Annotated in this window: 26 protein-coding genes; 15 read left to right on the forward strand and 11 right to left on the reverse strand. The window is 71.6% G+C overall.

What is annotated here, in order from left to right:
• Positions 1 to 2: 2 nt before the first annotated feature.
• The 3 genes from ABGB18_RS03620 to ABGB18_RS03630 are packed head-to-tail and all read right to left on the reverse strand — an operon-like array spanning position 3 to position 3,618.
• Entirely contained in the window at positions 3 to 2,171 is a 2,169-nt protein-coding gene (locus tag ABGB18_RS03620; protein WP_347693855.1) for a xanthine dehydrogenase family protein molybdopterin-binding subunit, read from the reverse strand.
• Positions 2,168 to 3,133, reverse strand: a complete 966-nt coding sequence (locus ABGB18_RS03625; RefSeq protein WP_347693856.1) for a xanthine dehydrogenase family protein subunit M — start codon at positions 3,131 to 3,133, stop codon at positions 2,168 to 2,170. The genes ABGB18_RS03620 and ABGB18_RS03625 overlap by 4 nt, the downstream gene beginning before the upstream one ends.
• Entirely contained in the window at positions 3,133 to 3,618 is a 486-nt protein-coding gene (locus ABGB18_RS03630; RefSeq protein ID WP_347693857.1) for a (2Fe-2S)-binding protein, read from the reverse strand. Before ABGB18_RS03630 ends, ABGB18_RS03625 begins: the two co-directional genes overlap by 1 nt.
• Positions 3,619 to 3,926: 308 nt before the next feature.
• Here ABGB18_RS03630 and ABGB18_RS03635 point away from each other — a divergent pair, with 308 nt between their 5' ends.
• The 10 genes from ABGB18_RS03635 to ABGB18_RS03680 all read left to right on the forward strand — a co-directional run bounded on the left by ABGB18_RS03635 (position 3,927) and on the right by ABGB18_RS03680 (position 16,681).
• On the forward strand, positions 3,927 to 5,798 hold the full coding sequence (locus ABGB18_RS03635) for an amino acid transporter (RefSeq protein ID WP_347693858.1): 1,872 nt from the start codon (positions 3,927 to 3,929) through the stop codon (positions 5,796 to 5,798).
• A 258-nt stretch (positions 5,799 to 6,056) separates the two neighbouring features.
• Positions 6,057 to 6,146, forward strand: a complete 90-nt coding sequence (gene kdpF / locus ABGB18_RS03640; RefSeq protein WP_347693859.1) for a K(+)-transporting ATPase subunit F — start codon at positions 6,057 to 6,059, stop codon at positions 6,144 to 6,146.
• Positions 6,146 to 7,807 carry a potassium-transporting ATPase subunit KdpA gene (gene kdpA, locus ABGB18_RS03645; protein ID WP_347693860.1) on the forward strand — a complete coding sequence of 554 codons (1,662 nt, stop codon included), beginning with the start codon at positions 6,146 to 6,148 and terminating at the stop codon, positions 7,805 to 7,807. The genes kdpF and kdpA overlap by 1 nt, the downstream gene beginning before the upstream one ends.
• 1 nt (position 7,808) lies before the next feature.
• Entirely contained in the window at positions 7,809 to 9,923 is a 2,115-nt protein-coding gene (kdpB, locus tag ABGB18_RS03650; RefSeq protein WP_347693861.1) for a potassium-transporting ATPase subunit KdpB, read from the forward strand.
• Positions 9,924 to 10,784: a potassium-transporting ATPase subunit C gene (locus ABGB18_RS03655; RefSeq protein ID WP_347693862.1), complete on the forward strand. Its 861-nt coding sequence runs from the start codon at positions 9,924 to 9,926 to the stop codon at positions 10,782 to 10,784. It begins immediately after the preceding gene.
• Positions 10,781 to 13,318 carry an ATP-binding protein gene (locus tag ABGB18_RS03660; protein WP_347693863.1) on the forward strand — a complete coding sequence of 846 codons (2,538 nt, stop codon included), beginning with the start codon at positions 10,781 to 10,783 and terminating at the stop codon, positions 13,316 to 13,318. Before ABGB18_RS03655 ends, ABGB18_RS03660 begins: the two co-directional genes overlap by 4 nt.
• 4 nt (positions 13,319 to 13,322) lie before the next feature.
• Positions 13,323 to 13,991 (forward strand): response regulator, encoded by a 669-nt coding sequence (locus ABGB18_RS03665; RefSeq protein WP_347693864.1) that lies wholly within the window; start codon positions 13,323 to 13,325, stop codon positions 13,989 to 13,991.
• Positions 13,988 to 14,554 carry a hypothetical protein gene (locus ABGB18_RS03670; RefSeq protein WP_347693865.1) on the forward strand — a complete coding sequence of 189 codons (567 nt, stop codon included), beginning with the start codon at positions 13,988 to 13,990 and terminating at the stop codon, positions 14,552 to 14,554. The genes ABGB18_RS03665 and ABGB18_RS03670 overlap by 4 nt, the downstream gene beginning before the upstream one ends.
• 156 nt (positions 14,555 to 14,710) lie before the next feature.
• Positions 14,711 to 15,130 carry a hypothetical protein gene (locus ABGB18_RS03675; protein WP_347693866.1) on the forward strand — a complete coding sequence of 140 codons (420 nt, stop codon included), beginning with the start codon at positions 14,711 to 14,713 and terminating at the stop codon, positions 15,128 to 15,130.
• A 186-nt stretch (positions 15,131 to 15,316) separates the two neighbouring features.
• Positions 15,317 to 16,681, forward strand: a complete 1,365-nt coding sequence (locus ABGB18_RS03680; RefSeq protein ID WP_347693867.1) for an acyltransferase — start codon at positions 15,317 to 15,319, stop codon at positions 16,679 to 16,681.
• A gap of 63 nt (positions 16,682 to 16,744) precedes the next feature.
• Here ABGB18_RS03680 and ABGB18_RS03685 read toward each other — a convergent pair whose 3' ends face one another.
• Positions 16,745 to 16,942 carry a hypothetical protein gene (locus ABGB18_RS03685; protein ID WP_347693868.1) on the reverse strand — a complete coding sequence of 66 codons (198 nt, stop codon included), beginning with the start codon at positions 16,940 to 16,942 and terminating at the stop codon, positions 16,745 to 16,747.
• A gap of 48 nt (positions 16,943 to 16,990) precedes the next feature.
• A complete protein-coding gene (locus ABGB18_RS03690; protein ID WP_347693869.1) occupies positions 16,991 to 17,833 on the reverse strand; it encodes a hypothetical protein in 843 nt (280 codons plus the stop codon).
• 457 nt (positions 17,834 to 18,290) lie between these two features.
• On the opposite strand from ABGB18_RS03690, the gene ABGB18_RS03695 reads away from it, so the two are divergent.
• Complete coding sequence (locus ABGB18_RS03695; RefSeq protein ID WP_347693870.1) at positions 18,291 to 19,409, forward strand: epoxide hydrolase family protein; 1,119 nt, start codon at positions 18,291 to 18,293, stop codon at positions 19,407 to 19,409.
• Between the two features lie 196 nt (positions 19,410 to 19,605).
• On the opposite strand, the gene ABGB18_RS03700 is transcribed toward ABGB18_RS03695, so the two are convergent.
• The 5 genes from ABGB18_RS03700 to ABGB18_RS03720 all read right to left on the reverse strand — a co-directional run bounded on the left by ABGB18_RS03700 (position 19,606) and on the right by ABGB18_RS03720 (position 23,299).
• Positions 19,606 to 20,616: an ABC transporter permease gene (locus tag ABGB18_RS03700; protein WP_347693871.1), complete on the reverse strand. Its 1,011-nt coding sequence runs from the start codon at positions 20,614 to 20,616 to the stop codon at positions 19,606 to 19,608.
• A gap of 123 nt (positions 20,617 to 20,739) precedes the next feature.
• Complete coding sequence (locus ABGB18_RS03705) at positions 20,740 to 21,714, reverse strand: aldo/keto reductase (protein WP_347693872.1); 975 nt, start codon at positions 21,712 to 21,714, stop codon at positions 20,740 to 20,742.
• A 121-nt stretch (positions 21,715 to 21,835) separates the two neighbouring features.
• A complete protein-coding gene (locus tag ABGB18_RS03710; protein ID WP_347693873.1) occupies positions 21,836 to 22,282 on the reverse strand; it encodes a hypothetical protein in 447 nt (148 codons plus the stop codon).
• An 88-nt stretch (positions 22,283 to 22,370) separates the two neighbouring features.
• On the reverse strand, positions 22,371 to 22,811 hold the full coding sequence (locus tag ABGB18_RS03715) for a helix-turn-helix domain-containing protein (protein WP_347693874.1): 441 nt from the start codon (positions 22,809 to 22,811) through the stop codon (positions 22,371 to 22,373).
• A 38-nt stretch (positions 22,812 to 22,849) separates the two neighbouring features.
• Positions 22,850 to 23,299: a hypothetical protein gene (locus tag ABGB18_RS03720; RefSeq protein ID WP_347693875.1), complete on the reverse strand. Its 450-nt coding sequence runs from the start codon at positions 23,297 to 23,299 to the stop codon at positions 22,850 to 22,852.
• On the opposite strand from ABGB18_RS03720, the gene ABGB18_RS03725 reads away from it, so the two are divergent.
• Positions 23,270 to 23,446: a hypothetical protein gene (locus ABGB18_RS03725; protein ID WP_347693876.1), complete on the forward strand. Its 177-nt coding sequence runs from the start codon at positions 23,270 to 23,272 to the stop codon at positions 23,444 to 23,446. The genes ABGB18_RS03720 and ABGB18_RS03725 overlap by 30 nt on opposite strands.
• Here the strand turns inward: ABGB18_RS03725 and ABGB18_RS03730 are convergent.
• Positions 23,443 to 23,874, reverse strand: coding sequence for a carbohydrate binding domain-containing protein (locus ABGB18_RS03730; protein WP_347693877.1), 432 nt, complete (start codon positions 23,872 to 23,874; stop codon positions 23,443 to 23,445). The genes ABGB18_RS03725 and ABGB18_RS03730 overlap by 4 nt on opposite strands.
• Between ABGB18_RS03730 and ABGB18_RS03735 the strand changes: the two genes are divergently transcribed.
• Genes ABGB18_RS03735 through ABGB18_RS03745 form a run of 3 tightly spaced genes read left to right on the forward strand, consistent with a single transcriptional unit; the run spans position 23,801 to position 26,501 of the window.
• A complete protein-coding gene (locus tag ABGB18_RS03735) occupies positions 23,801 to 25,399 on the forward strand; it encodes a S8/S53 family peptidase (protein ID WP_347693878.1) in 1,599 nt (532 codons plus the stop codon). The genes ABGB18_RS03730 and ABGB18_RS03735 overlap by 74 nt on opposite strands.
• A 17-nt stretch (positions 25,400 to 25,416) precedes the next feature.
• On the forward strand, positions 25,417 to 26,004 hold the full coding sequence (locus ABGB18_RS03740; protein WP_347693879.1) for a sigma-70 family RNA polymerase sigma factor: 588 nt from the start codon (positions 25,417 to 25,419) through the stop codon (positions 26,002 to 26,004).
• Positions 26,004 to 26,501, forward strand: coding sequence for a hypothetical protein (locus ABGB18_RS03745; RefSeq protein ID WP_347693880.1), 498 nt, complete (start codon positions 26,004 to 26,006; stop codon positions 26,499 to 26,501). The genes ABGB18_RS03740 and ABGB18_RS03745 overlap by 1 nt, the downstream gene beginning before the upstream one ends.
• Positions 26,502 to 26,510 lie beyond the last annotated feature (9 nt).

Consider the following 26,510-nt stretch of genomic DNA (forward strand, 5'->3'; position numbering starts at 1 on the left):
GGTCAGAGGAGTTTGTCCAGGGTGATCGGGAGGTCGCGGACGCGCCTGCCGGTGGCGTTGTGGATGGCGTTCGCCACGGCCCCCGCCGCTCCGACGATGCTGAGCTCGCCGATGCCGCGGGCACCGAGCTCGCTCAGCAGCGTGTCCGGATAATTCAGGAAATCCACGTCAATCGGCGGAATGTCGGTGTTGACGGGGACCAGATAGTCGGCCATCGTGGCGTTCCCGAACCGGCCCGTCTCCGGCTCGATCCGCAGGTCCTCCAGCAGCGCCTGCCCGATCCCCATGATGACGCCGCCGGCGATCTGGCTGCGGGCCGTCTTGACGTTGACGATCGTGCCCGCGTCCACCACGCACAGCCACCGTGAGACGCGCGGCTCGCCGGTCCACCGGTTGACCCGCACCTCGCAGAAGTGCGCGCCGAACGACCTGAACGCGTGCTCGCGCCGGGGATGGCGGGGCGAGGTCGCGGTGACCTCGACCTCGGGCACCCCCAGCAGGGCCAGCAGCTCGCCGAACGGCATCGCGTCGTCGCCGCCCCGGACCTCCCCGTCCGCGTACGTGACCGCCTCGCCCCGGAACGGCGACTTCTCGTGCTCGGCCGCCAGCTTGACCACGGCCTCCTTGGCGGCCTGGGCGGCGAGCCGGACGGCGGGCCCGTTGGCGGAGGTCGAGCCGGAGCCGCCCGCGTTGGCCGCCGGCGGCGTGGCCGAGTCGCCGAGCACGGGCGTGATCCGGTCCACCGGGATGCCCAGGACGTCGGCGGCGAGGAGGGCGAACACGGTGGACTGCCCGGTGCCGAGGTCGGCCGCGGCGCCCGACACCACCGCCCGGCCGTCGTCGCGCAGCCGTACCTCGATCGAGGCCTGGCTCCGCGAGGCGCCGAAGGTGGCCGTCGCCATGCCCAGGCCGACCAGCCAGTCCCCGTCGAGGACGGCACCGGGCCGCGGGTTCCGGCGAGACCAGCCGAACCGCTCGGCGCCCAGCCGGTAGCACTCCTCCAGGTGCTTGCTGGACCAGGGCAGCCCGCTGACCGGGTGGATCGGGGAGTCGTTCTTCAGGCGCAGGTCGAGGGGGTCCATGCCGAGCGCGTCGGCCAGCTCGTCCATGGCGCTCTCCAGCGCGAAGGAGCCGTTGGACTCGGCGGGCGCGCGCATGATGGTCGTGGCCGGGACGTCCATCGTGACGATCTTCCTGCTCACGTGCAGGTTGGCCGAGCCGTAGAGGGCCAGGGAGAGATCGGCGACCGGCTCGTAGAAGGCGTTCGCGGCGGACTTGCTGGAGATGCCGTCGTTCTTGACGGCGAGGAGCGTGCCGTCCACGGCGGCGCCGAGCGAGACGGTCTGGCTGGTGATCGGCCGGTGCCCGATCACGGTGAACACCTGCTCGCGGGTGAGGACGGTCTTGACCGGCCGGTCGAGGGCGCGGGCCGCCGCCGCGGTCAGCGGAGTGTGCGCCCAGGTGCCCCACTTGTTGCCGAATCCGCCGCCCACGTACGGGTTGATCACGTGGATCTGCGCGGCGTCGATGCCGAGCGACTCCGTCAGCCGCTCCACGGCCAGCCGCACCCCCTGGGACGCGGTGTAGATCGTGAGCCGGTCGCCGCTCCAGGACGCCACGGTGGCGTGGGGCTCCATCGCGACGTGGGTCTCGGCCGGGGTGGTGTAGGTCGCGGTGACGGTGACGTCGCTCGCCGCCAGCGCCTCGTCGATCGAGGCGACGCCGGGGGCCAGCACGTCCGTCTCGGGCGTGCCGCCGGGCGGCGGGACGGCGGCCGGCAGCCCGGCGGCGAAGGAGGCCCGGGGGCGCTCGGCGTCGTAGCGCGTGGTCACCAGCGCCGCGGCGTCCCTGGCCTGCTCGAACGTCTCCGCCACGACCAGCCCGATGACCTGGCCGTAGTAGCGCACGCGGGTGTCCTGCAGCGGCGCGAAGGGTTCGGCGGTGTCATCCCTGACGTCGGGGCGGAGCTCGAGCGAGTTGAACGGGGTGTAGACCGCGACCACCCCGGGCGCCCGCTCCGCCGGGCCGGTGTCCATGCCGGCGATGGTGCCGCGGGCGACCGTGCTGGTGAGCACGTAGCCGTAGACGAGTCCCGCCGGGTGGTGGTCGGCCGCGTAGCGTGCCGCGCCGGTGACCTTGACCGGCCCGTCTTCCCTGTTCACCGACCTCATCGCGGGCCCGCCAGTTCCTTCAGGGCGCGCAGGACCGCGCGCTGCACCAGTGTCACCTTGAAAGCGTTGCCGGCCAGCGGGCGCGCGCCCGCCGCGGCCAGCGCCGCCGCGTCCTCGTGGCTCCGTCCCGCGCGCAGGGCCGCCTCGACGGCGGGCAGCCGCCAGGGCACGGTCCCCACGCCGCCGACCGCGACCCGGGCGTCGCGCACCAGGCCGTCGTGGAGATCCACCGCGACGGCGGCCGAGGCCAGCGCGAACTCGTACGACTGGCGGTCGCGGACCTTGACGTAGACGGAGGTCCCGGCCCACGGCAGCGGCGGCACGATCACCTCGGTGACCAGTTCGCCGGGCCGGAGCCGGTTCTCCAGGTGCGGGGTGTCGCCGGGCGGGAGATAGAAGTCCGCCAGCGGCATCGTGCGCTCGCCGTCGGCGCCGCGCAGCCGTACGGACGCCTCCAGCGCGACCAGCGTCACCGCGAGGTCGCTGGCGTGCGTGGCGGCGCACGAGGAGCTCGTGCCCAGGATGGCGTGGCCCCGGTTGTCGCCGCTCTGCGCCGGGCAGCCGGTGCCGGGCGAGCGCTTGTTGCAGGGCGTGGCCACGTCGCGGAAATAGCCGCAGCGGGTCCGCTGCAGGAGGTTGCCGCCGATGCTGGCCATGTTGCGGAGCTGCGGCGAGGCGCTGAGGAGCAGCGCCTGCGCGATGACCGGGTACGGCCCGGCGACGGCGGGATGGCGGGCCACGTCCTCCATCCGCTCCAGGGCGCCGATCCGCAGGCCGTCGGGTCCGGCCTGGATCCCGCGCAGCGGGAGGCGGTTGATGTCGATGACCTGCTCGGGGGCGAGCACCTCGAGCTTCATCAGGTCGACCAGCGTGGTGCCGCCGGCCAGGAACGCCGACTCGTCCCCGGCCAGGCCGACGGCGTCGGAGAGGTCGCTTGGGGCGGCGAAGCCGAAGGCGCGCATCAGGACCTCGCCTGCTTCACGGCCTCGACGATGTTCGGGTAGGCGCCGCAGCGGCAGATGTTGCCCGACATGGCCTCGCGGATCTCCGCGTCGGTCATCGCGTGCCCCTCACGCAGCACGGCCACCGCCGACATGATCTGTCCCGACGTGCAGAAACCGCACTGGAACCCGTCGTGGTCGATGAAGGCCCGCTGCACCGGATGCAGCCGGTCGCCCTCGGCCAGGCCCTCGACCGTGGTGACCTCCCGGCCGTCCAGCGTGGCCACCATGGTCAGGCAGGACAGCACCCGCCGGCCGTCCACGTGCACGGTGCAGGCCCCGCACTGGCCGCGGTCGCAGCCCTTCTTCGTGCCGGTCAGCTCCAGCCGTTCGCGCAGGGTGTCGAGCAGTGTCGTCCGCGGGTCCACGCGGAGCCGCCGGGCCGTACCGTTCACCGTGCAGGTCACCTCGACCTGGCGGTCCGGGGAAGGATCACCGTGTTCCATACGGCCGAACCGTAGGGTTCCCCGGACTTCAGGTCAAGTCAAGACATCGGATGATTTGGCGAATTCTCCCGGCCGGACCCCAGCCGCCACCGGCCCGGCGAGGCCGGGATCGCCCAAGCCCCGCAGAGGGCACGCCGCGGTCCCCGGAAGGCCGGTAACCCGCCATACGCATATATACGCCTTCTTGATGCCCTAACCATGCCAAACACCACCAGACCCTCAGTAAGGTGCGATGCGTCTTGATGCGTTTTTGACGGGGGGATCACCGGATGGTGCTGGCGAAACGGCCGGCCGCTACGGCGGGGACGGTGCGTTCCTGGCTGCTGCAGGGGCTGCAGACCGACCGCGAGCAGATCGAGCACGGTCCCCACGTCAAGCACTCGTGGTGGCGGGTGATGTGCCTGACCGGGGTGGACTACTTCTCCACCCTCGGCTACCAGCCCGGCATCGCGGCCCTGGCGGCCGGGCTGCTCGCCCCGCTGGCCACCGTGTTCCTGGTGGGGCTCACGCTGCTGGGGGCGCTGCCGGTCTACCGGCGGGTGGCCGCGGAGAGCCCCTACGGACAGGGCTCGATCGCGATGCTGGAGAAGCTGGCGCCGCAGTGGTGGGGCAAGCTGTTCGTGCTGGCCCTGCTCGGCTTCGCGGCCACCGACTTCGTGATCACGATGACACTGTCGGCGGCGGACGCGACCGCGCACATCCTGGAGAACCCGTTCGTGCCCGGCTTCCTGCACGGGCAGCGGGTCCTGGTCACGCTGGTGCTGCTGGCGCTGCTCGGCGGCGTGTTCCTGATGGGCTTCACCGAGGCCATCGGCATCGCCGTCCTGCTGGTCCTCGTCTACCTGGGCATGAACGCGGTGGTCGTGGCGACCGCCGTCGCGCACGTCATCGGCGCGCCGCAGGTGGTCGTGGACTGGCAGCGCGCGCTGAGCCCGGACTTCGGCGGCCCGCTCGCCATGGTCGGCCTGTCGCTGCTGGTCATGCCGAAGCTGGCGCTGGGCATGTCCGGGTTCGAGACGGGTGTCGCGGTGATGCCGGTGGTCCGGGGCGACATCCAGGGGCGGATCAAGGGCACCCGGCGGCTGCTCACCACCGCCGCGCTCATCATGAGCGGGTTCCTGGTCTTCTCCAGCTTCGCCACCACCGTGCTGATCCCGCACGAGGAGTTCGAGGAGGGCGGCAGCGCGAGCGGGCGGGCGCTGGCGTATCTCGCGCACGGGTACCTGGGGGACTGGTTCGGCACCGCGTACGACGTCTCGACGATCGCGATCCTGTGGTTCGCCGGCGCCTCGGCGATGGCCGGGCTGATCAACCTGGTGCCGCGCTACCTGCCCCGGTACGGCATGGCGCCGGAGTGGACCGGCGCGGTGCGGCCGCTGGTGCTGGTGTTCTCGGCCATCGCGTTCGCCATCACGGTCATCTTCGACGCCGACGTGGAGGCCCAGGGCGGCGCGTACGCCACCGGCGTCCTGGTGCTCATGCTCTCCGCCGCCGTCGCGGTGACGTTGTCGGCCAGGAAGAAGGGCCGGCACGGGGCGTTCGCCGGGTTCGCCGTCATCACGGCCGTGCTGGCGTACACGCTGGTGGACAACGTGATCGAGCGGCCGGACGGCGTCAAGATCGCCTCGTTCTTCATCGCGGCGATCGTCGTCACCTCGCTGATCTCCCGCGCCACCCGCTCCACCGAACTGCGGGTCACCGAGGTACGCCTCGACCCGCTGGCCGAGCGGTTCGTCAACGAGACGTGCGGCGACCTCCACCTGATCGCCAACGAGCCGCACGCGCGGGACCAGGCCGAGTACACCGACAAGCTGCGCGAGCAGTGGGTCAACCACCGGCTGCGCACCTCCGAGCCGGTCATGTTCGTGGAGGTGTCGGTGCCGGACGCCTCCGAGTTCGAGACGAAGCTGCACGTCAGGGGCGAGGAACGCTATGGCCACCGGATCCTGGCCATCGAGAGCTCGGCCGTGCCGAACTCGCTGGCCGCCCTCCTGCTCTACCTGCGCGACCGGACCGGCTCCGTGCCGCACATCTACTTCCACTGGGCCGAGGGCAACCCGGTCGTGGCGATGCTGCGGTACCTGGTCTTCGGCGGCGGCGACGTGCCGCCGCTGAGCAGGGAGGTGCTGCGCCAGGCCGAGCCGGATCCGGAACGCAGGCCGCGCGTCCACGTTGGATGACCAGTACGCGGCGATCGGATTACCAATCCGCCACGCGGTGTACGGATCACGTCAAGAATCACCCGCCGGCCGTAGGTAACCCGTCAAGAACGGAAAATCCAGGTCATTTCGGGGCTTTCCTTGTCTGGTGCCGCTCGACCGGGCGGCCGGCAATGTGTTCCGAAGCTGAGGAGTGGGGATGGCTGACGTCATCTTCGTCGCCCTGACGATCGCGGTCTTCGCGGTCTTCGGGCTTGTTGTCAGGGCGGTGGAGCGCTCGTGAGCGCTATCAACGCCACTGGCCTGGTGGTCGCGGTGGCCTTAGTGATTTTCATGGTCGTGGCCCTGCTGTTCCCGGAGCGGTTCTGATGAGTACCACTGCCGCGGGGATGCTCTTCATCGCGTCCCTGATTCTTGCTCTGGCGTTGGTGCACAAGCCGCTCGGCGACTACATGTACCGCGTCTACACCTCCGCCCGGCACAACGTCGTCGAGCGCGTCACCTACCGCCTTCTCGGGGTGCGGCCCGACGCCGAGCAGAGCTGGGGCGTCTACGCCCGCAGCCTGCTGGCGTTCTCGGTGGTCTCGATCCTGGTCGTGTACGGCATCCAGCGGCTGCAGGACAAGCTGCCGCTGAGCGTGGGCATGGCCCCGGTGACCGACCACATCGCATGGAACACCGCGATCAGTTTCGTCACCAACACCAACTGGCAGGCGTACTCCGGCGAGTCCACCATGGGCCACCTGACCCAGATGGCCGCCCTGGCGGTGCAGAACTTCGTCTCGGCATCGGTCGGCATGGCGGTGGCCATCGCGCTGGTGCGCGGGTTCGCCCGCAAGAAGGCCGACACGCTCGGCAACTTCTGGGTGGACCTGGTCCGCGGCTGCGTCCGCATCCTGCTGCCGATCGCGTTCGTCGGCGCGCTGGTGCTGGTCGCGGGGGGGCTGATTCAGAACTTCTCCGGCGTGCACGAGGTCGCCACGCTGACCGGCGGCACCCAGTCGATCACCGGCGGGCCGGTGGCCTCGCAGGAGGCGATCAAGGAGCTGGGGACCAACGGCGGCGGTTTCTACAACGCCAACTCCGCCCACCCCTTCGAGAACACCACCAGTTGGACCAACTGGTTCGAGAACTTCCTGATCCTGGTGATCCCGTTCGCGCTGCCGCGCACCTTCGGCCGGATGGTCGGCCAGATCCGCCAGGGCTACGCGATCCTCGCGGTGATGGGCATCCTCGCGCTGGCCAGCATCCTGCTGACCAACGTCTTCGAGCTGGGCGGGAACGCCACCGTGCCGCACGCGGTGGGCGCGGCCATGGAGGGCAAGGAGGTGCGCTTCGGCATATCCAACTCCGCCACCTTCGCCGCCAGCACCACTCTGACCAGCACCGGCGCAGTGGACTCCTTCCACGACTCCTACACGCCGTTCGGCGGCATGATGACGATGTTCAACATGATGCTCGGTGAGGTCGCCCCCGGCGGCGTCGGCGCGGGCCTGTACGGCATGCTCATCCTCGCCGTGATCACGGTGTTCGTGGCCGGGCTGATGGTCGGCCGCACCCCCGAATACCTGGGCAAGAAGATCGGGCCGCGAGAGATCAAGCTGGCGTCGTCGTACTTCCTGATCACCCCGATCCTGGTGCTGGTCGGCACGGCGTTCGCGATGGGCTCCTCGGAGCAGCGGGCGAGCATGCTCAACGGCGGCCCGCACGGCCTGTCCGAGGTGCTGTACGCCTTCACCAGCGCCTCCAACAACAACGGCTCCGCCTTCGCCGGTATCACGGTCAACACCCCGTGGTACGACGTGGCGCTCGGGCTGTGCATGGTGTTCGGCCGGTTCCTGCCGATCATCCTGGTGCTGGCGCTGGCCGGATCGCTGGCCCGGCAGGCACCGGTGCCCGAGTCGATCGGCACGCTGCCGACGCACCGGCCGCAGTTCGTCGGCATGGTCGTCGGCGTGACGATCATCCTGGTAGCGCTGACCTTCCTCCCGGCGCTCGCGCTCGGCCCCATCGCAGAAGGACTGTCCTGAAATGTCAACCTCTGTGCTCGAGACGCCGAGTCAGGCGCCCGCGCCCAAGAAGAACGGCCGGGTCGGCGGCGGCCTGCTGGACCCCAAACAGCTCATCACGTCGCTGCCGGACGCGCTGAAGAAGCTCAACCCGGTCACCCTGTGGCGTAACCCCGTCATGTTCATCGTCGAGATCGGTGCGGCGTTCACCACGGTGCTGGCGATCGCCGACCCGTCGTTCTTCGCCTGGGCCATCGTGGTGTGGCTGTGGCTGACCGTGGTCTTCGCCAACCTGGCCGAGGCCGTGGCCGAGGGCCGGGGCAAGGCGCAGGCCGCCACGCTGCGCGCGGCCAAGCGCGACACGACCGCCCGCCGGCTGCGGAGCCGTACCTCCGCCGACTGGGACGTGGTCGGTGCGGCCGAGCTCGGCCAGGGCGACTTCGTGATCGTCGAGGCCGGGGAGGTCATCCCGGGCGACGGCGACGTGATCGACGGCATCGCCAGCGTGGACGAGTCGGCCATCACCGGCGAGTCCGCCCCGGTGATCCGGGAGTCCGGCGGCGACCGGTCGGCGGTCACCGGCGGCACGAAGGTGCTGTCCGACCGGATCATCGTCCAGATCACCCAGAAGCCCGGCGAGAGCTTCATCGACCGGATGATCGCCCTGGTCGAGGGCGCCAACCGGCAGAAGACCCCCAACGAGATCGCCCTGAACATCCTGCTGGCCGCCCTGACGATCATCTTCCTGGTCGCCACGGTCACCATGCAGCCGCTGGCCATCTACTCCAAGCTCATCAACCCGGGCGTGGCCGACTCCATCGCGCTCACCGGCGACGGCGTCACCGGCGTCGTCCTGGTCTCGCTGATCGTCTGCCTGATCCCGACCACCATCGGCGCGCTGCTGTCGGCCATCGGCATCGCCGGCATGGACCGCCTGGTGCAGCGCAACGTCCTGGCGATGTCGGGCCGGGCGGTGGAGGCCGCCGGTGACGTGTCCACGCTGCTGCTGGACAAGACCGGCACCATCACCCTGGGCAACCGGCAGGCCGGCGAGTTCGTGCCGGTGGCCGGCGTCACCGAGCAGCAGTTGGCCGAGGCCGCCCAGTTGTCCAGCCTGGCCGACGAGACCCCCGAGGGCCGCTCGATCGTGGTGTTCGCCAAGGAACGCCACGGCCTGCGTGAGCGTGAGATCCACGGCGCCGAGTGGGTGCCGTTCACCGCGCAGACCCGCATGTCCGGGGTGAACCTGGGTGAGCGGCAGGTGCGCAAGGGTGCCGCCACCGCCGTCATGAAATGGGTACGCGACGCCGGCGGCCACCCGACCGAGGAGGTCGGCGCGATCGTGGACGGCATCTCCGCCTCCGGCGGCACCCCCCTCGTGGTGGCCGAGCGGGGCCGGGTGCTCGGCGTGATCCATCTCAAGGACGTGGTCAAGGCGGGCATGCGGGAGCGGTTCGACGAGATGCGCCGGATGGGCATCCGCACTGTCATGATCACCGGCGACAACCCGCTGACCGCCCAGGCCATCGCCAACGAGGCCGGGGTGGACGACTTCCTGGCCGAGGCCACCCCCGAGGACAAGCTGGCGCTGATCAGGAAGGAGCAGGAGGGCGGCCGGCTGGTCGCGATGACCGGCGACGGCACCAACGACGCCCCCGCGCTCGCCCAGTCCGACGTCGGCGTGGCGATGAACACCGGCACCTCGGCCGCCAAGGAGGCCGGGAACATGGTGGACCTGGACTCCAACCCGACCAAGCTCATCGAGATCGTCGAGATCGGCAAGCAACTCCTGATCACGAGAGGCGCGCTGACGACGTTCTCGATCGCCAACGACATCGCCAAGTATTTCGCGATCATCCCCGCGATGTTCGCGGCGGTCTATCCGGGCCTGGACGCGCTGAACATCATGCGCCTGTCGAGTCCGCAGTCGGCGGTCCTGTCCGCGGTGATCTTCAACGCGATCGTCATCATCGCGCTGATCCCGCTGGCCCTGAAAGGCGTGCGCTACCGGCCCTCCAGCGCCTCCAAGCTGCTGTCCCGCAACCTGTACATGTACGGCCTGGGCGGGATCATCGTCCCGTTCATCGGCATCAAGCTCATCGACCTGCTGGTCCAGTTCCTTCCGGGGATGTCATAAATGGAACGCCTACCGAGCTGGATCCGCCAGCACGTCGCCGCGATCCGGGCGGTCGTGGTCCTGACCGTGCTGCTCGGACTGATCTACCCGCTGGTCACGACCGGCGTGGCGCAGGCCCTGTTCAATGGCAACGCCAACGGCTCCATCATCCAGGCCGGCGGCAAGGACGTGGGCAGCTCGATCATCGGCCAGTCCTTCACCGACGCCGACGGCAACCCGATCGGGAAGTACTTCCAGTCCCGGCCGTCCGCGGCCGGTGACGGCTACGACCCGACCTCCACCTCGGCCAGCAACCTGGGCCCGGAGGACGTCGTGGACACCCTGCCGGTGCCGGGTGCCAAGGACGAGGAGGGCAACCCGGACGAGGGCAAGCAGTCGCTGCTCACCCAGGTCTGCGCCCGTTCCAAGGCGGTCGGCGAGCTGGAGGGCGTCAGCGGCGCCCGGCCGTACTGCACCCCCGACGGGGTGGGCGCGGTGCTGAAGGTCTTCCCCGACCGCGCCGTCAGCGTCAACCAGGCCTGCCCCGCCACCCCCTTCATCGCCGACTACCAGGGCAAGAAGGTGGAATGCGGGAAGCCAGGTGAGGACTACGCGGCCGGCCGGACGGTCCCGGTCCGGGGCGAGGCCGGAACGCCCGCCGTGCCCGCCGACGCGGTCACGGCCAGCGGCTCCGGCCTGGACCCGCACATCTCCGTGGCCTACGCCGAGTTGCAGGCACCGCGCGTGGCCAAGGCCAGGGGGATGGCCGTCGACCAGGTCAAAACGCTGATCGACGAGCACACCACCGGCCGGGCGCTCGGCTTCATGGGCGAACCCGCGGTCAACGTGCTCGAACTCAACCTGGCGCTCGACGGGTCATGAGACGAGGCCGCCTGCGGGTCTACCTCGGGGCGGCCCCCGGGGTCGGCAAGACGTACGCGATGCTGAGCGAGGGCCGCAGGGCGCGCGAGCGCGGCCGGGACGTGGTCGTGGGTCTCGTCGAGACCCACGGCCGCCCCCGCACCACCGCCCTCCTGGAGGGCATGGAGGTGATCCCGCGCAGGACGGTGACGCACCGGGGCGCGACGTTCACCGAACTGGACGTGGCGGCGGTGCTCGCCCGCGAGCCCAGGGTCGCGCTGGTCGACGAGCTGGCCCACACCAACGTGCCGGGCTCGAAGAACGTCAAGCGCTGGCAGGACATCGACCAGCTCCTGGACGCCGGCATCGACGTCGTCTCCACGGTCAACATCCAGCACCTGGAGTCGGTCAACGACGTCGTCCAGGAGATCACCGGGGTGCCGCAGCGGGAGACCGTACCCGACGAGGTGGTGCGGCGGGCCGACCAGGTCGAGCTGGTGGACATGTCGCCCGAGGCGCTGCGCCGCCGCATGGCGCACGGCAACGTCTACGCCCCGGCCAAGGTCGACGCCGCGCTGTCCAACTACTTCCGCGTCGGCAACCTCACCGCCCTGCGCGAGCTGGCGTTGCTGTGGGTCGCGGGCAAGGTGGACGACCAGCTCGACCACTACCGCGCCGAGCACGGCATCGCCTCCACCTGGGAGGCCCGCGAGCGGGTGGTGGTCGCGCTCACCGGCGGCCCGGAAGGCGACACGCTGGTACGCCGGGCCGCCCGCATCGCCGCCCGCACCAAGGGCGCCGACCTGCTCGCCGTCCACGTCACCAGCGCCGACGGGCTGGCCGGAGCCGACCCGGCCAGCCTGGCCCGCCAGCGCACCCTGGTGGAGAGCATGGGCGGCACCTACCACCAGGTCGTCGGCGACGACATCCCGCGCGCCCTGCTGGACTTCGCCCGCGGCGTCAACGCCACCCAGCTCGTCCTCGGCGCCTCCAGGCGCGGCCGGTTCGCGCAGATCTTCTCGCGCGGCGTCGGGGTCGAGACCACCGCCCGCTCCGGCTCCATCGACGTACACATGATCACCCACGACGAGGCCAAGAAGGGGCGGCGCCGCCCGGCTCGTACGCGGGCCGCGCTGACCCGCAAGCGGCGGCTGACCGGCTGGGCGCTGGCAGTGGCCGGGATGCCGCTGCTGACCGCGGCGCTGGTCCCGTTCCGGGACGTGGTGTCGCTGCCCAGCGAGATCCTGTTCTTCCTCACGCTGACCGTCGGGGTCGCGCTGGCCGGTGGCATGTGGCCGGCCATCACCGCGGCGGTCGGCGGGTCGCTGCTGCTCAACTGGTTCTTCACGCCGCCGATCGGCGAGTTCACCATCAACGACCCGGAGAACCTGTTCGCGCTGCTGGTCTTCGTGGTGGTGGCGGCCGCGGTCTCCACCATCGTGGACATCGCCGCCCACCGGACCCGGGAGGCCGCCCGCGCCAGCGCCGACGCCGAGCTGCTGTCCACCCTGGCCGGGCACGTGCTGCGCGGCCAGTCGGCGGTGCCGTCGCTGCTGGAACGTACCCGGGAGACGTTCGGCCTGACCTCCGTCACCCTGCTGGAACGCCGGTCCGAGGCCGCCCGCACCCCCGACGACCAGTCGGACCCCGGCGCCTGGCGTATCGTGGCCACCTCCGGCGGCGCCCCGTCCACCTGCCCCGGCCAGTCCGACACCGACGTGGTCATCGACGACGACATGATCCTGGCCGCCCAGGGCGGGCTGCTGGACGCCGCCGATCGTACGGTGCTGGAGGCGTTCGCCGCCGAGGCCGCCGTCGCGCTGCGCCAGGAACGGCTCCAGGAGGCCGCCGAGCAGGCCCGCCCGCTGGCCGAGGCCGACAAGATGCGCACCGCGCTGCTCGCCGCCGTCAGCCACGACCTGCGCACGCCGCTCGCCTCCGCCAGGGCGGCGGTCGAGAGCCTGGGCAACACCGACGTCACGTGGAGCGACCACGACCGCGCCGAGCTTCTGGCCACCGCGCAGGAATCGCTGGACAAGCTGGGCCGGCTGGTGGCGAACCTGCTCGACATGAGCCGCCTGCAGGCCGGCGTGCTCGGCGCGACCCCGCAGCCGCTGGCCCTGGAGGAGGTCGTGCCGCGCGCCATCGACGACCTGGGCCCGCTGCGCGACCGCGTCGAGGGCGACATCTCCGTCGAACTGCCGGAGATCCTCGCCGACCCCACGCTGCTGGAGCGGGTGCTGGTCAACCTCATGGCGAACGCCGTCCGCTACAGCCCGCCGGACCAGCCCGTACTGATCACCGCGAGCTGGCACGGCGACCGCGTGGAAATCCGCGTGATGGACCGCGGGCCCGGCATTCCGCCCGAGGACCACGACCGCGTCTTCCAGCCGTTCCAGCGGCTCGGCGACCGCGACAACCACTCGGGGGTCGGGCTGGGCCTGGCCCTGTCCCGCGGCCTCACCGAGGCGATGGGTGGCACTTTGCTACCCGAAGAGACACCAGGGGGAGGTCTCACCATGAGACTCACATTGCCCATCGCGGCCCGGCGGTGACGCCGTGACCCGCATCCTCGTCGTGGACGACGAACCGCAGATCCTGCGCGCGCTGCGCATCAACCTGGCCGCCCGCCACTACGAGGTGGCCGTCGCCGGCGACGGCGCCTCGGCACTCCGGGAGGCCGTCGACCATGCGCCCGACCTGGTCATCCTCGACCTCGGGCTGCCCGACCTGGACGGGGTGGACGTCATCCACGGGCTGCGCGGCTGGACCACCATCCCGATCATCGTCCTGTCCGGCCGGGCCGGCAACCAGGACAAGATCGAGGCCCTGGACGCCGGCGCCGACGACTACGTCACCAAGCCCTTCGGTATCGACGAACTGCTGGCCCGGGTACGCGCGGTGACCCGGCGCGCCTTCATCCAGGACGCCGAGCTGGCCCGCATCGAGCTCGGTGACCACATCGTCGATCTGACCAGCAAGACGATCTCCGGTGACGTACGGCTGACACCGACGGAGTGGCACATCCTGGAGCTGCTGCTGCGCCATCCGGGCAAGCTGATTAGCCAGCGGCAGATCCTCACCGAGGTCTGGGGCGCCAAGTTCGTCAAGGAGACCCACTACCTGCGCCAGTACATGGCCCAGATCCGCCGCAAACTCGAACGCGACCCCGCCCACCCCGCTCACCTGATCACCGAACCCGGCATGGGCTACCGCTTCAAGCCATGACCCCACGCCGCCGGAACCCCTTCCGCCCCACCACCCGGCCCCGCCTCCACCCTCCCGGCGGGCCCGCCGAGCCGGACACCGGGTCTGTCGTACGGCCCGATGGGCGGTGTGCCGCCCGCCCCGCCGCACGACCCGTCACCCGGCGCGTAGCCCTGCTCATCGCCGTGTTCGTCGCGCTGCTGGCCGGGGCGCCGGCGCTGGCCGCCCTCCGGGCCGCGCGGGAGTCCTACGCCGCCACGCACCACCAGGTCATCGCCCGGGTCCTGGACGAGCGGGCCATCGTGGCCCGCGTCACCTGGGACGGCGGGCGGCGCAGCGGCTGGGCGCGCCGGCCGCTGGAGCGGGTGTCGGACAGGACCGTCCGGATCTGGCTCGACGGCCGGGGACGGCCCGCGCCGCGGCCGGTCGGGGCGGTGGAGGTCGTGTTCGGCTTCCTGCTCGCCGCGCTTCCCGCCGGGATACTGGCCTGGCTGGCCGTACCCGCGTGGCACGCGTGGTGGCTTGCCCGCCGGGCGGTCGCGAGCTGGGATCAGGAGTGGCGCGATCACCGGCACCCCTGCTGACGGGCGGCAGGACGCGTCCAGGCAGGCGAGGCGGGTGCCGCGCGTCTGGAAGACGTCAGCGCCCGTGGTGAATGCGCATGAATGTCGTAGGAAACGGCACCCCCACACCGCCCTGCGTGTTGTGACTTGGCGGATGGCCGTTGAAAGGGAGGGTCGATGTCCGGGCATCGCGCGGAAGTGCTGCTTCCTGTTGGATTCGGCTTGGCGATCGGCGCCTGTGTCACGGCCGCGCTCACCTTCACCGGAACCGTGGCCCGCGTCGCCCTGATGGTGATGGCCGTCGGCCTGTTCGGGGTGTGGGCGCGGCGCTGCCTCCCCGCTCTGGCGACGGGCGGGGTGACCTGGTGCTTCGCGACCGGGTTCCTGGTGTACGGAAAGGGTGAGCTGGCGTTCGGGGCGGACGACCTGTACCGGTTGGGCGCGTTCGCGGCCTCGGCGCTCGCGGGCTGCGCCTGGGCCGCACTCCGCGCCCGCCACCGCCGGCTTCCGCGGCCGCCCGCACGGTCGCGGGCGCCCCACCACCGGACACCCATCATCCTCCGGCGCGCACACGCCCGGCCCGTCCCCCGCCGCTGAGGGGCTTCCCGCCGCTGAGCTGGGGTAAGACCTCCACATAGTCGAGTACGGGGGTCCGGCATGGTCGAGCGCGGGGGCCGGGCCACGGCCCGCTTCCGCACGAGCCCGGACCTCGGATGAACCCGTGCCGGACCTGAACCCCGTACAGGACGTGAGTTCCGGATCGCACGTGAATCCGGAGTGCGTATGAACCCGGACACCTTGGCGGTCTTCCGGCGGGCGGTGCGGGGGCTGCGGTGTAAGGCCGAGCGGACGCCCGCGCGCCGGGACCGCCACATCGACTTCCTGCGCGCCATGGCGATCATCGCCGTGGTGACCGGCCACTGGCTGACCGTGCAGATCACCCACGACGGCGGGCTGCACGGGGCCAGCGTCCTGGACCTGGTGCCCTGGACCCGCCCGCTGACCTGGCTGTTCCAGGTCATGCCGATCTTCTTCCTGGTCGGCGGCTTCGCCAACGCCGCCTCGCTCGCCGCCCACCGGCGCCGTGGCGGCGGCGTCACCGGCTGGATGCTGCGCCGTACCGAACGGCTGGTACGGCCCACCACCATGCTGCTGATCGTGCTCACCGCGGTGGCCCTGGCGGCCGGGGCGGTGGGGGCCGATCCCGCGCTTGTCGGCCTGGCCACCTGGGTGGCCGGGATCCCGCTGTGGTTCCTGGTGGCGTACCTGGCGGTGGTCGTCCTGACCCCCGTGACGTACGCGCTCCACGAGCGGTTCGGGCTGGCCGTACCGGTCGCCCTGCTCGTCCTGGTCGGCGCGGGCGATATGGCCCGGCTGGTGTGGCGTGTCCCGCACGGGGGAGAGGGCAACTTCCTGTTCGCGTGGCTGGCGATTCACCAGCTCGGCTTCGCCTGGCGGGACGGGCGCCTGCCGGCCCGTCCGGCGGTGGCGCTGCCGCTGGCCCTCGGCGGGACGGCCGCGCTGGTGGGACTCACCGTGTGGGGCCCGTACCCGGTCAGCATGGTGGCCGTGGCGGGGCAGGAGATCCAGAACACCTCGCCGCCCACCCTCGCCCTGCTGGCCCTGGCCACGGCCCAGACCGGGTTCGCGCTGCTGCTGCACGGCCCGGTCAACCGGTGGTTGAGCGACGTACGCCCGTGGACGGTGGTCGTCGCGATCAACTCGGTGATCATGACGGTGTTCCTGTGGCACATGACCGCCGTCGTGTTCGGCGTCCTGGCGCTGTACGCGACGGGGGTGTTCCCGCAGCCCCCGCCCGCGTCGGTGCCCTGGTTCCTGCTGCGCCTGCCCTGGCTCGCCGTGCTCGGGGTGTTCCTCGGGGTGCTGGTCATGTTGTTCGGACCTGTGGAGCAGCGCATCCGTCCGTACCACGAGCCGGGACGCGGGGCGGGGCTTCTCACCGCCGCGGGCATGGCCGGGGTACTGGCCGGGCTCCTCGGCATCGCCATGGCGGGCCCCGGGCACCACGGCCCGGCCGGCCAGCCCACGGTGGCGCTGGTGGTGTACTTCGCCGGGGCCGCCGCCCTGCGGCTCGCCCGGAGCAGTCCCACCCCGGGCCGCGCGGCCCGGCCTCGGCCCAGACTGTGACAGGCTACCCCAACGTGACCTTGCCGGATGATCAGCCGGCAGTCCGTCGAGCTTTCGCCCGGGCTAACGCCCCGGGAGATCGTCACCGGTGTCCTGCCGGCGGCGTGGACCGGCGGCGAGCAGCCCCGAGGTGTGCTCCCGCTCGAACCACGCGTCGATGCGGCTCCACTCCCGCAACGCTTCCCGGTAGGCGTCGGCGTCGCCGTGCCGGCGGCCCCGGGCGCGGGCCAGGCAGGCGGCCGGCGGCCCAGTCGTTCTCACCGGCCGTCGCGGCGGCGGCCAGGCGACGGTCCGCGTCAGGCAGGCTGCTCAGCACGGCCAACTCGGCCCCGGCGGCGCGTGCATAGGCGGCAGGCCACCCGGTGGGAGACCCGGAAAAGGCCCGGCCAACCAGGGCCGCCAGCTCCTCCACGACGTCCAGGGCTCCCGGCTCCACGACCCGTGTGCGTCACCGGCGATCAACTCGGCCGTGGACAGCGCCGCGAGCAAATCACCGGCGGCGAACGCGCAGAGCCAGGCGTTGTGGAAGGAGTCGAGGATCTCCGCCGCGGAGGCCGGGTGACGGCGGTCCATCGCCTCCACCAGCGCCAGCCGCTCCCGGGCGATACGGTACGCCGTCCGGAACCGGCCCGCGCGGATCGCCAGCGTGCCGGTCGCGTCCATTGCGGCGCTGATGATCACGGGATCCCCGGTGACCCGCGCCGCCGCCACGGCCGCCTCGGCGAGCACCGGATCGGGCGAGACCTGAGGCGAACGCGCACACCAGGCGCTCGCAGCGGCCGGATGAGCGTCCACCACACCGCCACCGGCCCCCTCGACCCCCTTCCCGCCCACCACCAGCCCGCCCGCGGCCGCTCGATACAATCGGTCGCCGCCGGTGGAACCGCCCGCCACCAGCCCGCCGTCGTCGACCGTCCCGCTCACAGTCAGGCCGCCATGGGCCGTCCCAGCCGTCGCGGGATCGACGATCGTGGTCGCCTGATCCAGCAAGGCGCGCAGCCGCAGGTGGGGGATCGGGCCGGGGAAGCCCGAGGTGAACCTGCGGGCTGTGACCACGGCCTGGGCGAGGGCGATGGCCTGGGCGCCGTGGTCGTCCGCCGCCCGCGCGGCGGACTCCAGGAGGAGGTCGAACGCCCCATGGGCGAGCCCCACCGCGTACACGACCTGGGCGGCGGTGCGGAGGTCCGCGGCGGCGGCCGAGGCGGTGGGGGCGCGCCGGGCCGCCTCCTTGAAGTGCTCCAGAGACTCGCTGACCTGTCAGCGGGCGGGCGTTCGAGTGCGGGATCACCGCGCTGCACTACGAGCCCAAGCGCCCCTAACCGAGTCCGCCGCCCGTCCGGGGATGTGATGGCAGCTGGTCCGCACGAGCACCGGGGTCCGGCCCACGGAAGCGGGGACGGCGCTGCTGGCCGAGGCGCGGCCAGGACGAGCACGGCGGCGAACAGCCGGTGACCTCCGGGGCGCGAGGCTCGACGTGAGGTGTTCCCCCGGCGGGCCAAGGGCTCATGGACGCCAGGGCCGGGGTGTTCGGCGAGATCGCCGGAACTTTGTGAGAAGTGAACCGTATGCTGTACGGTACGCGATACGACATCGCGACCAGGGAGAGATCGTGACTTCTCATGACATCCGGCCCTTCCTCCTTGAAGCAGCCCAGGACGACCTGGACGACCTGCGCGCGCGGCTCGACCGGGTGCGCTGGCCGGACGAGGTGCCCGGCCTCGGCTGGCGGTACGGTGTCCCGCTGGACCGCCTTAAGCACCTGGTCGAGCACTGGCGTACCGGCTACGACTGGCCCGCCGCGCAGGCCGAGCTGAACCGGCACGACCAGTTCCGCACCGAGATCGACGGGCAGTGGGTGCACTTCCTCCACGTCCGCTCCGCCCGGCCCGACGCCCTGCCGCTGCTGATCACCCACGGCTGGCCCAGCTCGCCGGTGGAGTACCTCGACGTGATCGAGCCGCTCAGCCGGGACTTCCACCTGGTCATCCCGTCCCTGCCGGGCTACGGCCTGTCGGGTCCCACGCGCGAGACCGGCTGGGGCTCCACCCGCATCGCCCGCGCCTGGCTGGAGCTCATGACCCGGCTCGGTCACCCGCGTTTCGGCGTGCAGGGCGGCGACTGGGGCACCTGGATCTCGCGCGAGATCGGCGTACTGGCCCCCGAGCGGGTCGCCGGGATGCACGGCAACGGCATCATCTGCTTCCCCATCGGCGCGCCCGGCGAGCTCGACGACCTGAGCGAGGCCGAGCAGGAGCGCATGGCCTTCCGCGAGCGATATCCGACCAGCCAGTACGGCTACAAGCTCATCCAGTCGGCCCGGCCGCAGACCTTCGCCTACGGCATGGCCGACTCCCCGGTGGCGCTGCTGGCCTGGTTCGCGAGCGTCTACCACGAGTGGAGCGACGCGGAGATCGACACCGACCGGCTGCTCACCACGGTCATGCTCTACTGGCTGACCAACACCGCCGGCTCGGCCGCCCGCTCGTTCGTCGAGACCCCCGACACCGACCAGGACACCAGCGTCGAGTGGGAGCTCAAGCCCGCCACGGTGCCGACGTCGATCTCGGTCTTCCCCAAGGACATCCTGCGGCCGATCCGGCGCTTCGCCGAGCGTGACAACAACATCGTCGGCTGGGTGGAGCACGAGCGGGGCGGCACGTTCGCCGCCCTGGAGCAGCCGGAGGCGTTCGTCGCCGACGTCCGCGCGTTCTTCACCGGCCTGCGCTGAGCGGCGTCAGACTTCGGCGCGTCCGGCGGGGGCGTCGTAGACCAGGATGTGCCGGCAGAAGGGGTGGCGTGGCCCGCGGCCCAGGGGCCGTAATGATGTCGGGGCTCCCCGGATGCCGTCGGTTGAAGTGGGCGAGCCGGGACAGATACGACACGGTGATCCACCACTCACGCTCTCCGTGTCCCTTGGCCGGCGGCTATTCGCTCACGGGCTCGGCCGGACGGCCGCCGGGATGCCGGTGGCGCCAGATCAGGAAGATGGCGCACGACACCAGCGCCCACCCGCCCAGCACCAGGAACGGCGTCATGGACTGGTGCCCGGGGAAGTAGACGGCGGTGTGCTGGGCGTTGACCGACGCCCCCGGCGGCAGCCAGCGCCCGATGAAGCTGAGCGGCGAGGGCAGCAGCGGCCAGGCCACGGCCCCGCCCGAGGACGGGTTGCCGAGCAGCACCATCAGGGCCCAGGTGGGCACCAGCGACCAGCGCCCGAGGAAGGTGTTGAACATCGTGAACACCATTCCCGAGGTGAACATGGTCAGCGCCAGGATGAACCACGACTCCAGCACCGGCAGCCGCAGCGCGCCGAGCAGCCAGTCCACGATCACGACGATGGCGAACGCGCCGGTGACCGCGTACGCCACGGTGAACGCGATGCGCTCGCCGGCGTTGAGGTCGGGGGCGTTGCGGCTGAGCTGGCCGGCTCCGGTGAATCCGATGACCACGGCGGCGACCGTGATGTAGAAGAGCGCCAGGCCGCGCGGGTCCGCCTGCTGCAGCGGCTTGACGTCGCGGATCGTGAGCGGCCGTCCCGCCCGCGCGGCGACCTTCGGGGCCTGCTCGGTGAGCAGCATCGCCACCGACGCGCCCGACGCGCTCGACACGTCCATCTCGATCGCCTGCCCCCGCACCAGCACCGCGGCGTAGACCTGCTGCCGCTCGATGGCCCGCATGGCCTCGGCGCGGGTGGCCATGTACCTCAGGTCGAGGGAGGCGGCCATGACCCGCTCCAGCCCGAGGGTGAAGGCCTTCCCCTCGGCGGTCTCGTGGGTGGCGCCGACCACCGCCACGGGGATGTGGTGCGGGGCCGGGGCCGCCATGGCGTACGTGTACGACCCGGCGAAGGCCCCCGCCCCCACGGCCAGGATCAGCACCAGGACGGTCGCCGGGAAGTACGGCGATCGCCGGAAGGCCGCCCACCATTCGCGCATGCGCCCACGCTAGGCAGGTGGCGCCGGCTCCCGGCCGCTGACATCCGGGCCGTGACGGCTTGCGAGGCCATTCAAGGGGTGCCCGTGACGCGGGAGGCGCGCCCCGCGTCACGGGCGGTGCGCTCAGACCTCGACGCCCGACTCCTTGGCGGCCCGGTCGATGGCCGCCAGCTCGTCGTCGGTGAAGTCCAGGCGGTCGACGGCGGCCACGTTGGCCTCAAGCTGCTCGGGGCTGGAGGCGCCGACGAGGACCGAGGTGATCCGGGAGTCCTGCAGCGCCCAGGCCAGGGCGAGCTGGGCCACCGACTGGCCGCGTGCCGTGGCCACCGCGGAGAGCGCGCGCACGAAGTCCAGCACCTGCGGCGTGACCCGGTCCGCGGTGAGGAACCGGCCCTCCGCCGCCCGCGAGTCGGCGGGGATGCCGTCCAGGTAGCGGTCGGTGAGCAGGCCCTGCGCCAGCGGGGAGTAGACGACGCAGCCGACCCCCTCCTGCTCCAGCACGCCCAGCAGGGACCGCTCGATCCAGCGGTTGAGCAGTGAGTAGGAGGGCTGGTGGACCAGCAGCGGGGTGCCGAGACCGCGCAGCAGGCGGGCGGCCTGCTCGGTGCGCTCGGGGGAGAAGTTGGACACGCCGACGTACAGCACCTTGCCGCTGCGGACCATGTGGTCGAGGGTGGCGACCTGCTCCTCCAGCGGCGTCTCCTCGTCGTCGCGGTGCAGGTAGTAGATGTCGACGTGGTCGAGGCCGAGCCGGGTCAGTGAGCGGTCGAGGGTGGCCAGCAGGTGCTTGCGCGAGTTGCCCTTGCCGTACGGGCCGTCCCACATGGGGTTGCTGCCCTTGGTGGTCACCACGACCTCGTCACGCAGCGACCGGGGCAGCAGCCGGTTGAAGGTGGACTCGGCGGCGCCCAGCGGCGGGCCGTACCGGTCGGCGATGTCGAAATGGGTGATGCCGAGATCGAGCGCCTTATGGAAGATGGCACGCTGGCTGTCGAGCGACTTACCGCCGCCGAAGTTGTGCCACAGGCCGAGCGACACGGCGGGCAGGAGCAGTCCGCTGCGGCCACATCTTCTGTACGGCTGGCGTTCGTAGTTCAAGAAATACCTTCCCACATACTGAAATTACCGGACCCCAGTAAAGCAGCTTTCCCGCCGCGCGCCACCGGGGCCCGGCCCGGGCCAGGCTCCCGGGTCAGGCTCTGGGGGTCAGGCTCCGGGGTCAGGCTCCCGGGCGGGCGATCATCAGGACGACGACGATCGCCCAGAGCAGGTTGTAGATCCCGGCGAGCATGCTCAGCGAGCGCAGCGGCTCGGTGCCACCAGGCGTGGCGAGGGCGTCGCGCTGGCGCGGGCAGATCAGCAGGGCGAGCAGGCCGCCCGCGACGATGGTCAGGACCAGGGAGATGTTGAGCCAGATCTCGCCCATCCGGCCCTGGACGATCCCCAGCACGATCCCGGCCACCGGCACGACGATGCCGGCGATGCCGTAACCCCGGCTGATGCGGTGCAGCAGGGCGGCCACGGCCCGGTCGCGCTCGCCCCCGCCGGTCGTTCCTGCCGAGGCGGCGACGGGCGCGTAGCGGGGGAACAGGCTTGTCGCCACGGCCGACCCTCCCACGAACACGATCGCGGCCAGCACGTGCACCGACAACAATGCCTTCTCCATCGGACCTCCTGTCACGCAACCTTCAGGCAAGCTGAAGCCTAGCAGACAAGCTTCAGCCTCCCTGAAGGGGGTGTGCGGCAGGGCGCGCTCAGGACATCGGCTCGTCCTGGAAGGCGGCCAGGGTGGCGGTGGCGATCCGCCGCTGGATCGGATCCGCGTCCGCGCCGAACAACCGCTCGTCCACCCCGGCCAGCACGTCCCGCGCCCGGTCGAGCAGGGAGGCGCCCGCGGGCGTGGTCTCGATGCGGGACGCGGAGCCCGCCCGGGCGGTGCTGTCACGCACGAGCCCGGCGGCGACCAGCGCCTTCACCGCGGTGTGCACGCTCTGCACCGTGGTGCCCGACATCCGGGCCAGGTCGCTGAACGACACCCCGGGCACGCTCGCGATGTGGCCGAGCAGCCCGAGCTTGCTGACCGTCAGGTCGAGTGGCGCCAGGGCGGCGCCGAGTTCGGTCTCGATCCTGCGCGCCAGGGTGAGCAGGATGATGGAGACGCTGGTCACGGGCGGGCCGGGGCGGTCGTCGGTCATCTCCCCAGTGTCCCGCACCGGCTCGGGAGGCCGCCCCGTCACCCCTTGTCGCGGGGCCAGGTGAGCTTCGGCGGGGTCGGCACGCCGGTCGCCTTCATCTTGGGCAGCTTCCCGGGTTGGTGGTATTCGACGCGTACCTTGTGCCAGCCGCTGTCCGAGCGCGGCTTCCCGTTGTCGTCCAGCACCGGGGTCTGCTCGATCTCGGCGTAGGCGGGCAGCAGGGTGGCCGGGTCGAGGTAGGTGACCTCGTGGTAGCCGCTGCCCATCGCGCCGTCGTAGCTGTACGGGTGGGTCGAGGGGTCCAGGCCCGTGGTCTTGAACGACCACATGAGAACCTGGGCGCCGATGTAGAGGCCGGAGCGCAGGACCGGCTTGTAGTCCACCACCATCCGGACGTACTGCTTGCCCTTGACCTTGGCGAGCCGTCGGCGGTCCCCGTCGAGGCCGAGGCGGGGGACGTGCTGTTCCTCACCTATCTCACCGTGCACGGGTCCGGGGTCAACCGGGCGGACGAGGCGCGGACGACCCTGCTCATCCAGTTCCGCGACCCCGAGGACCGGCCCGCCGACGAGGTGCACCGGTCCAGGGGGCAGGGGATGATGCTGCGCGGCGTGGATCCGGCGGCGCGGGACTAACCGCAGGGGTTCGCCGCCCCGGCGGTCACGACGCCGTTCGCGACCGTGCTCACGCCGGTGCCGAGCGTGTAGTCGCGGCCGCCGTTGTTGTCCCACGAGCCGGCGCCGTTGCCGAACGTCACCTCGAACGTCGCCGCCGGGCCCAGGTCGATGACCTTCCTGAACCAGCCGGCGCACGCGCTCTCCATGGCCACGCCCGGCACCGCCGTCCAGGTGCCGCCGATGCCGTAGTGGATGTTCGGGGCTGTCCGGGAAGCCCGGCAGATAGATCGTGATATTTCCGTTACCTTATCCGCGTATCGCAGCCGGGGCTCCGCCCTCGTAGGCCACAGAGGGACGAACGGAGACGGCGCAATGACCATCGAGTACATCCCCGATTCACAGACGCAGGGCAGCACCGAACCGTTCGGGCGGCCCTGGCAGGGCATCACCCTTCCCCGAGAGGTCCTGGACCGGCACGGCGCCAGGATCCTCGACCCCTGGGCCGGGCCACTGGACGCGGGCGAGCGCCGGCCGGATTCCACGGTCTACCGCGCGAACGTGCTGCTGGTCCCCGGCCGGGCGCTGGTCTCCGACGACTCGGTCCGCTGGATCGACGGCGCGCTGTCGGAGCCGGGGCTGCGGCTGTCCCCGGTGAGCGTCGAGCGCGCCCGCGGCAGGGAGTACGGCCCCGAGACCGTGTGGATGCCGGCCGTGCTGGAGCTCGACGGCAGCCGCCAGGACGTCGACGTGGACGCCTGGTACGCGCTGCGGGTCCTGCGCAGGGCGCTCGGCAGGGAGCCCGCGGACCGGGCGGGCCGGGCGGAGCTGGCCGCCATCTCGCTGGACCACCTGTTCGTGGGGTCGGCCACCAGCGGGATCGGCTCCCTCGACCTCGGCGGCGAGCCCGCCACCAGCGGGCACGCGGTGGCGGACGAGCCGGGCATGCGGGTCCGGCCGGGATACGGCCGCATCCCGGTGACCGTGGTGGCGGGGCCGCCGCCCCGCCGGTCGCTCGAAGAGCTCGGCGGGCCCAGGATCACGGTGGTGACGCTGGATACCGGCGTGGCCAAGCACCACCCGTGGTTCCGGCCGGTGACGGATCCCGACGCGTTCCTGTCCGTCGATCCCGACGGGCAGCGGCAGATCGAGGAGGCCCACCCGGAGTACGCCGACCGCGACATCGCCCGGCTCGTCGGCTACGAGGACGACGGCCAGCCGGCCAACCCGCTGCTCGGCACGCTCAACTCGCACGCCGGGCACGGCCTCATGCTGGCCGGCCTCATCGCCCAGATCGCGCCCGACGCCCGGGTCCTCATGTACAAGGTCATGCACAGCGACGGCGTCGTCCCCGGCGAGGCCCTGCACGCCGCGCTCGACCGCCTGCTGTGGCGGCTGGACCACGGCGAGCCGGTGGACGTGCTGTGCTGCTCTTTCGGCGGCTTCTCCGAGGCGGGCGACGCGGCCATGCGGGCGCTGTTCGACAAGGTCAACCAGTTGCGGGCGCGCGGCGTCATCGTGGTCAACGCCGCCGGCAACTACGCCACCACCAGGCCGTTCTACCTCGCCGCGCTGTCCGAGACCGCCGTGCCGGGGCCGCCGCTGGCCCCCATGATCGGCGTCGCCGCCAAGAACCCCGACGGCACGGTCGCGATCTTCAGCAACGAGCACCCCGCCGTGCGGTGGCGCGCTCCCGGCGCGCTGGTCGTCAGCACCTTCCCGCCCCAGTTCCAGGGAGCCCAGAACGCGGCGCTCGCCACCGGCGAGCGCGCCTCACTGGACATGGACGCCGTGGGGCCGTTCTGCGGCTGGAGCGGCACGTCGTTCGCCGTGCCGATCGTCGCCGGCTGCATCGCCGCCGAGCTGACCAAGACCGTCGGCCAGGTGGGCGCCGATCCGGTCAAGCGGGCCTCGTCGGTGGTCGAGATGATGATCAACGACCCGGTCGTGCGCCCGGAAGTCGTCCCCATCTGATGGCCGGTGATCCAGCGGTGGACAACGCGCCAACCGGTCGCGGCCAGCGCCGCGACCGGCTCGCCGCCCTGCTCGTCGAGGCGCGCCAGGGCAAGCGGGAGGCCCTGGACGCGATCGTCGCCGAGCTCACACCCGTGCTCTGGCACACCGCCAGGAACCAGGGCCTGAACCCCCAGGCGGCCGAGGACGTGATCCAGACGACCTGGCTGATCCTGCTGCGCCGCCTGCACACCATCGCCGCCCCCGGCGCGCTGATCGAATGGCTCGTCACCACGACTCGCCGCGAGGCCTGGCGGGTCAGCGCCGCCGCCCGCAGGGACGAACTCCCGGGTGACGACACGTTCGAGGAGCTGCCGGACGGCGTCCTCACCCCCGACGAGCTCCTGGTGGACGACGAGCGCCGCCGCGCCCTCTGGACCGCGGTCGAGAGCCTGCCCAAACGGTGTGGCGAGCTGCTCAGGATCGTCGCCTTCGTGCCTCGTCCGCACTACGACGACGTCGCCGCAGCACTGGGCATGCCGATGGGCAGCATCGGGCCCACACGGGGACGTTGCTTCGCGAAGCTACGCCGCCTGCTCGCGGAGGACCCGGATTGGAGCTCCTGATGAACACGGAAGATGGGAGCAACTCGCCCCACTTCACCCCCGAGGACCAGGTCCTCATCGATGGGATCGCCGAAGTCTACGGTCTCGTCGACCCCGTCCCCACCACTCTGGTCGAACGCCTGCAGTTCGCCCTGGCCCTGGAGTCGCCGGACTTCGAGATCCTGCGGCCGTACGAGGACGCGGTGCTCCCGGCCGGCGTCCGCGGCGGGGAGGAGAGCCGGACGATCACCTTCGACAGCGAGATCCTCACCATCATGATCAGCGTGAGCGCTCGCGACGGGGGCGCCGTCCGCGTGGACGGCTGGCTGGCCCCGCCCGGCGACCACCTGGTGGAGCTGCGCACCAGCGGGGGCACGACCACCGTCAGGGCCGACGACCAGGGCAGGTTCGTTCTCGACGCGGTCCCCCGGGGACTGTCGCAACTCGTGGTGCGGCAGGGGCTTGATGATCCGGCGCGGGCGACGATACTGGCGGTGACGCCCTCACTCATCCTCTGACCACCGCGA

This window comes from Nonomuraea sp. B12E4, assembly GCF_039871825.1.
In the GTDB taxonomy this organism is placed as follows: domain Bacteria; phylum Actinomycetota; class Actinomycetes; order Streptosporangiales; family Streptosporangiaceae; genus Nonomuraea.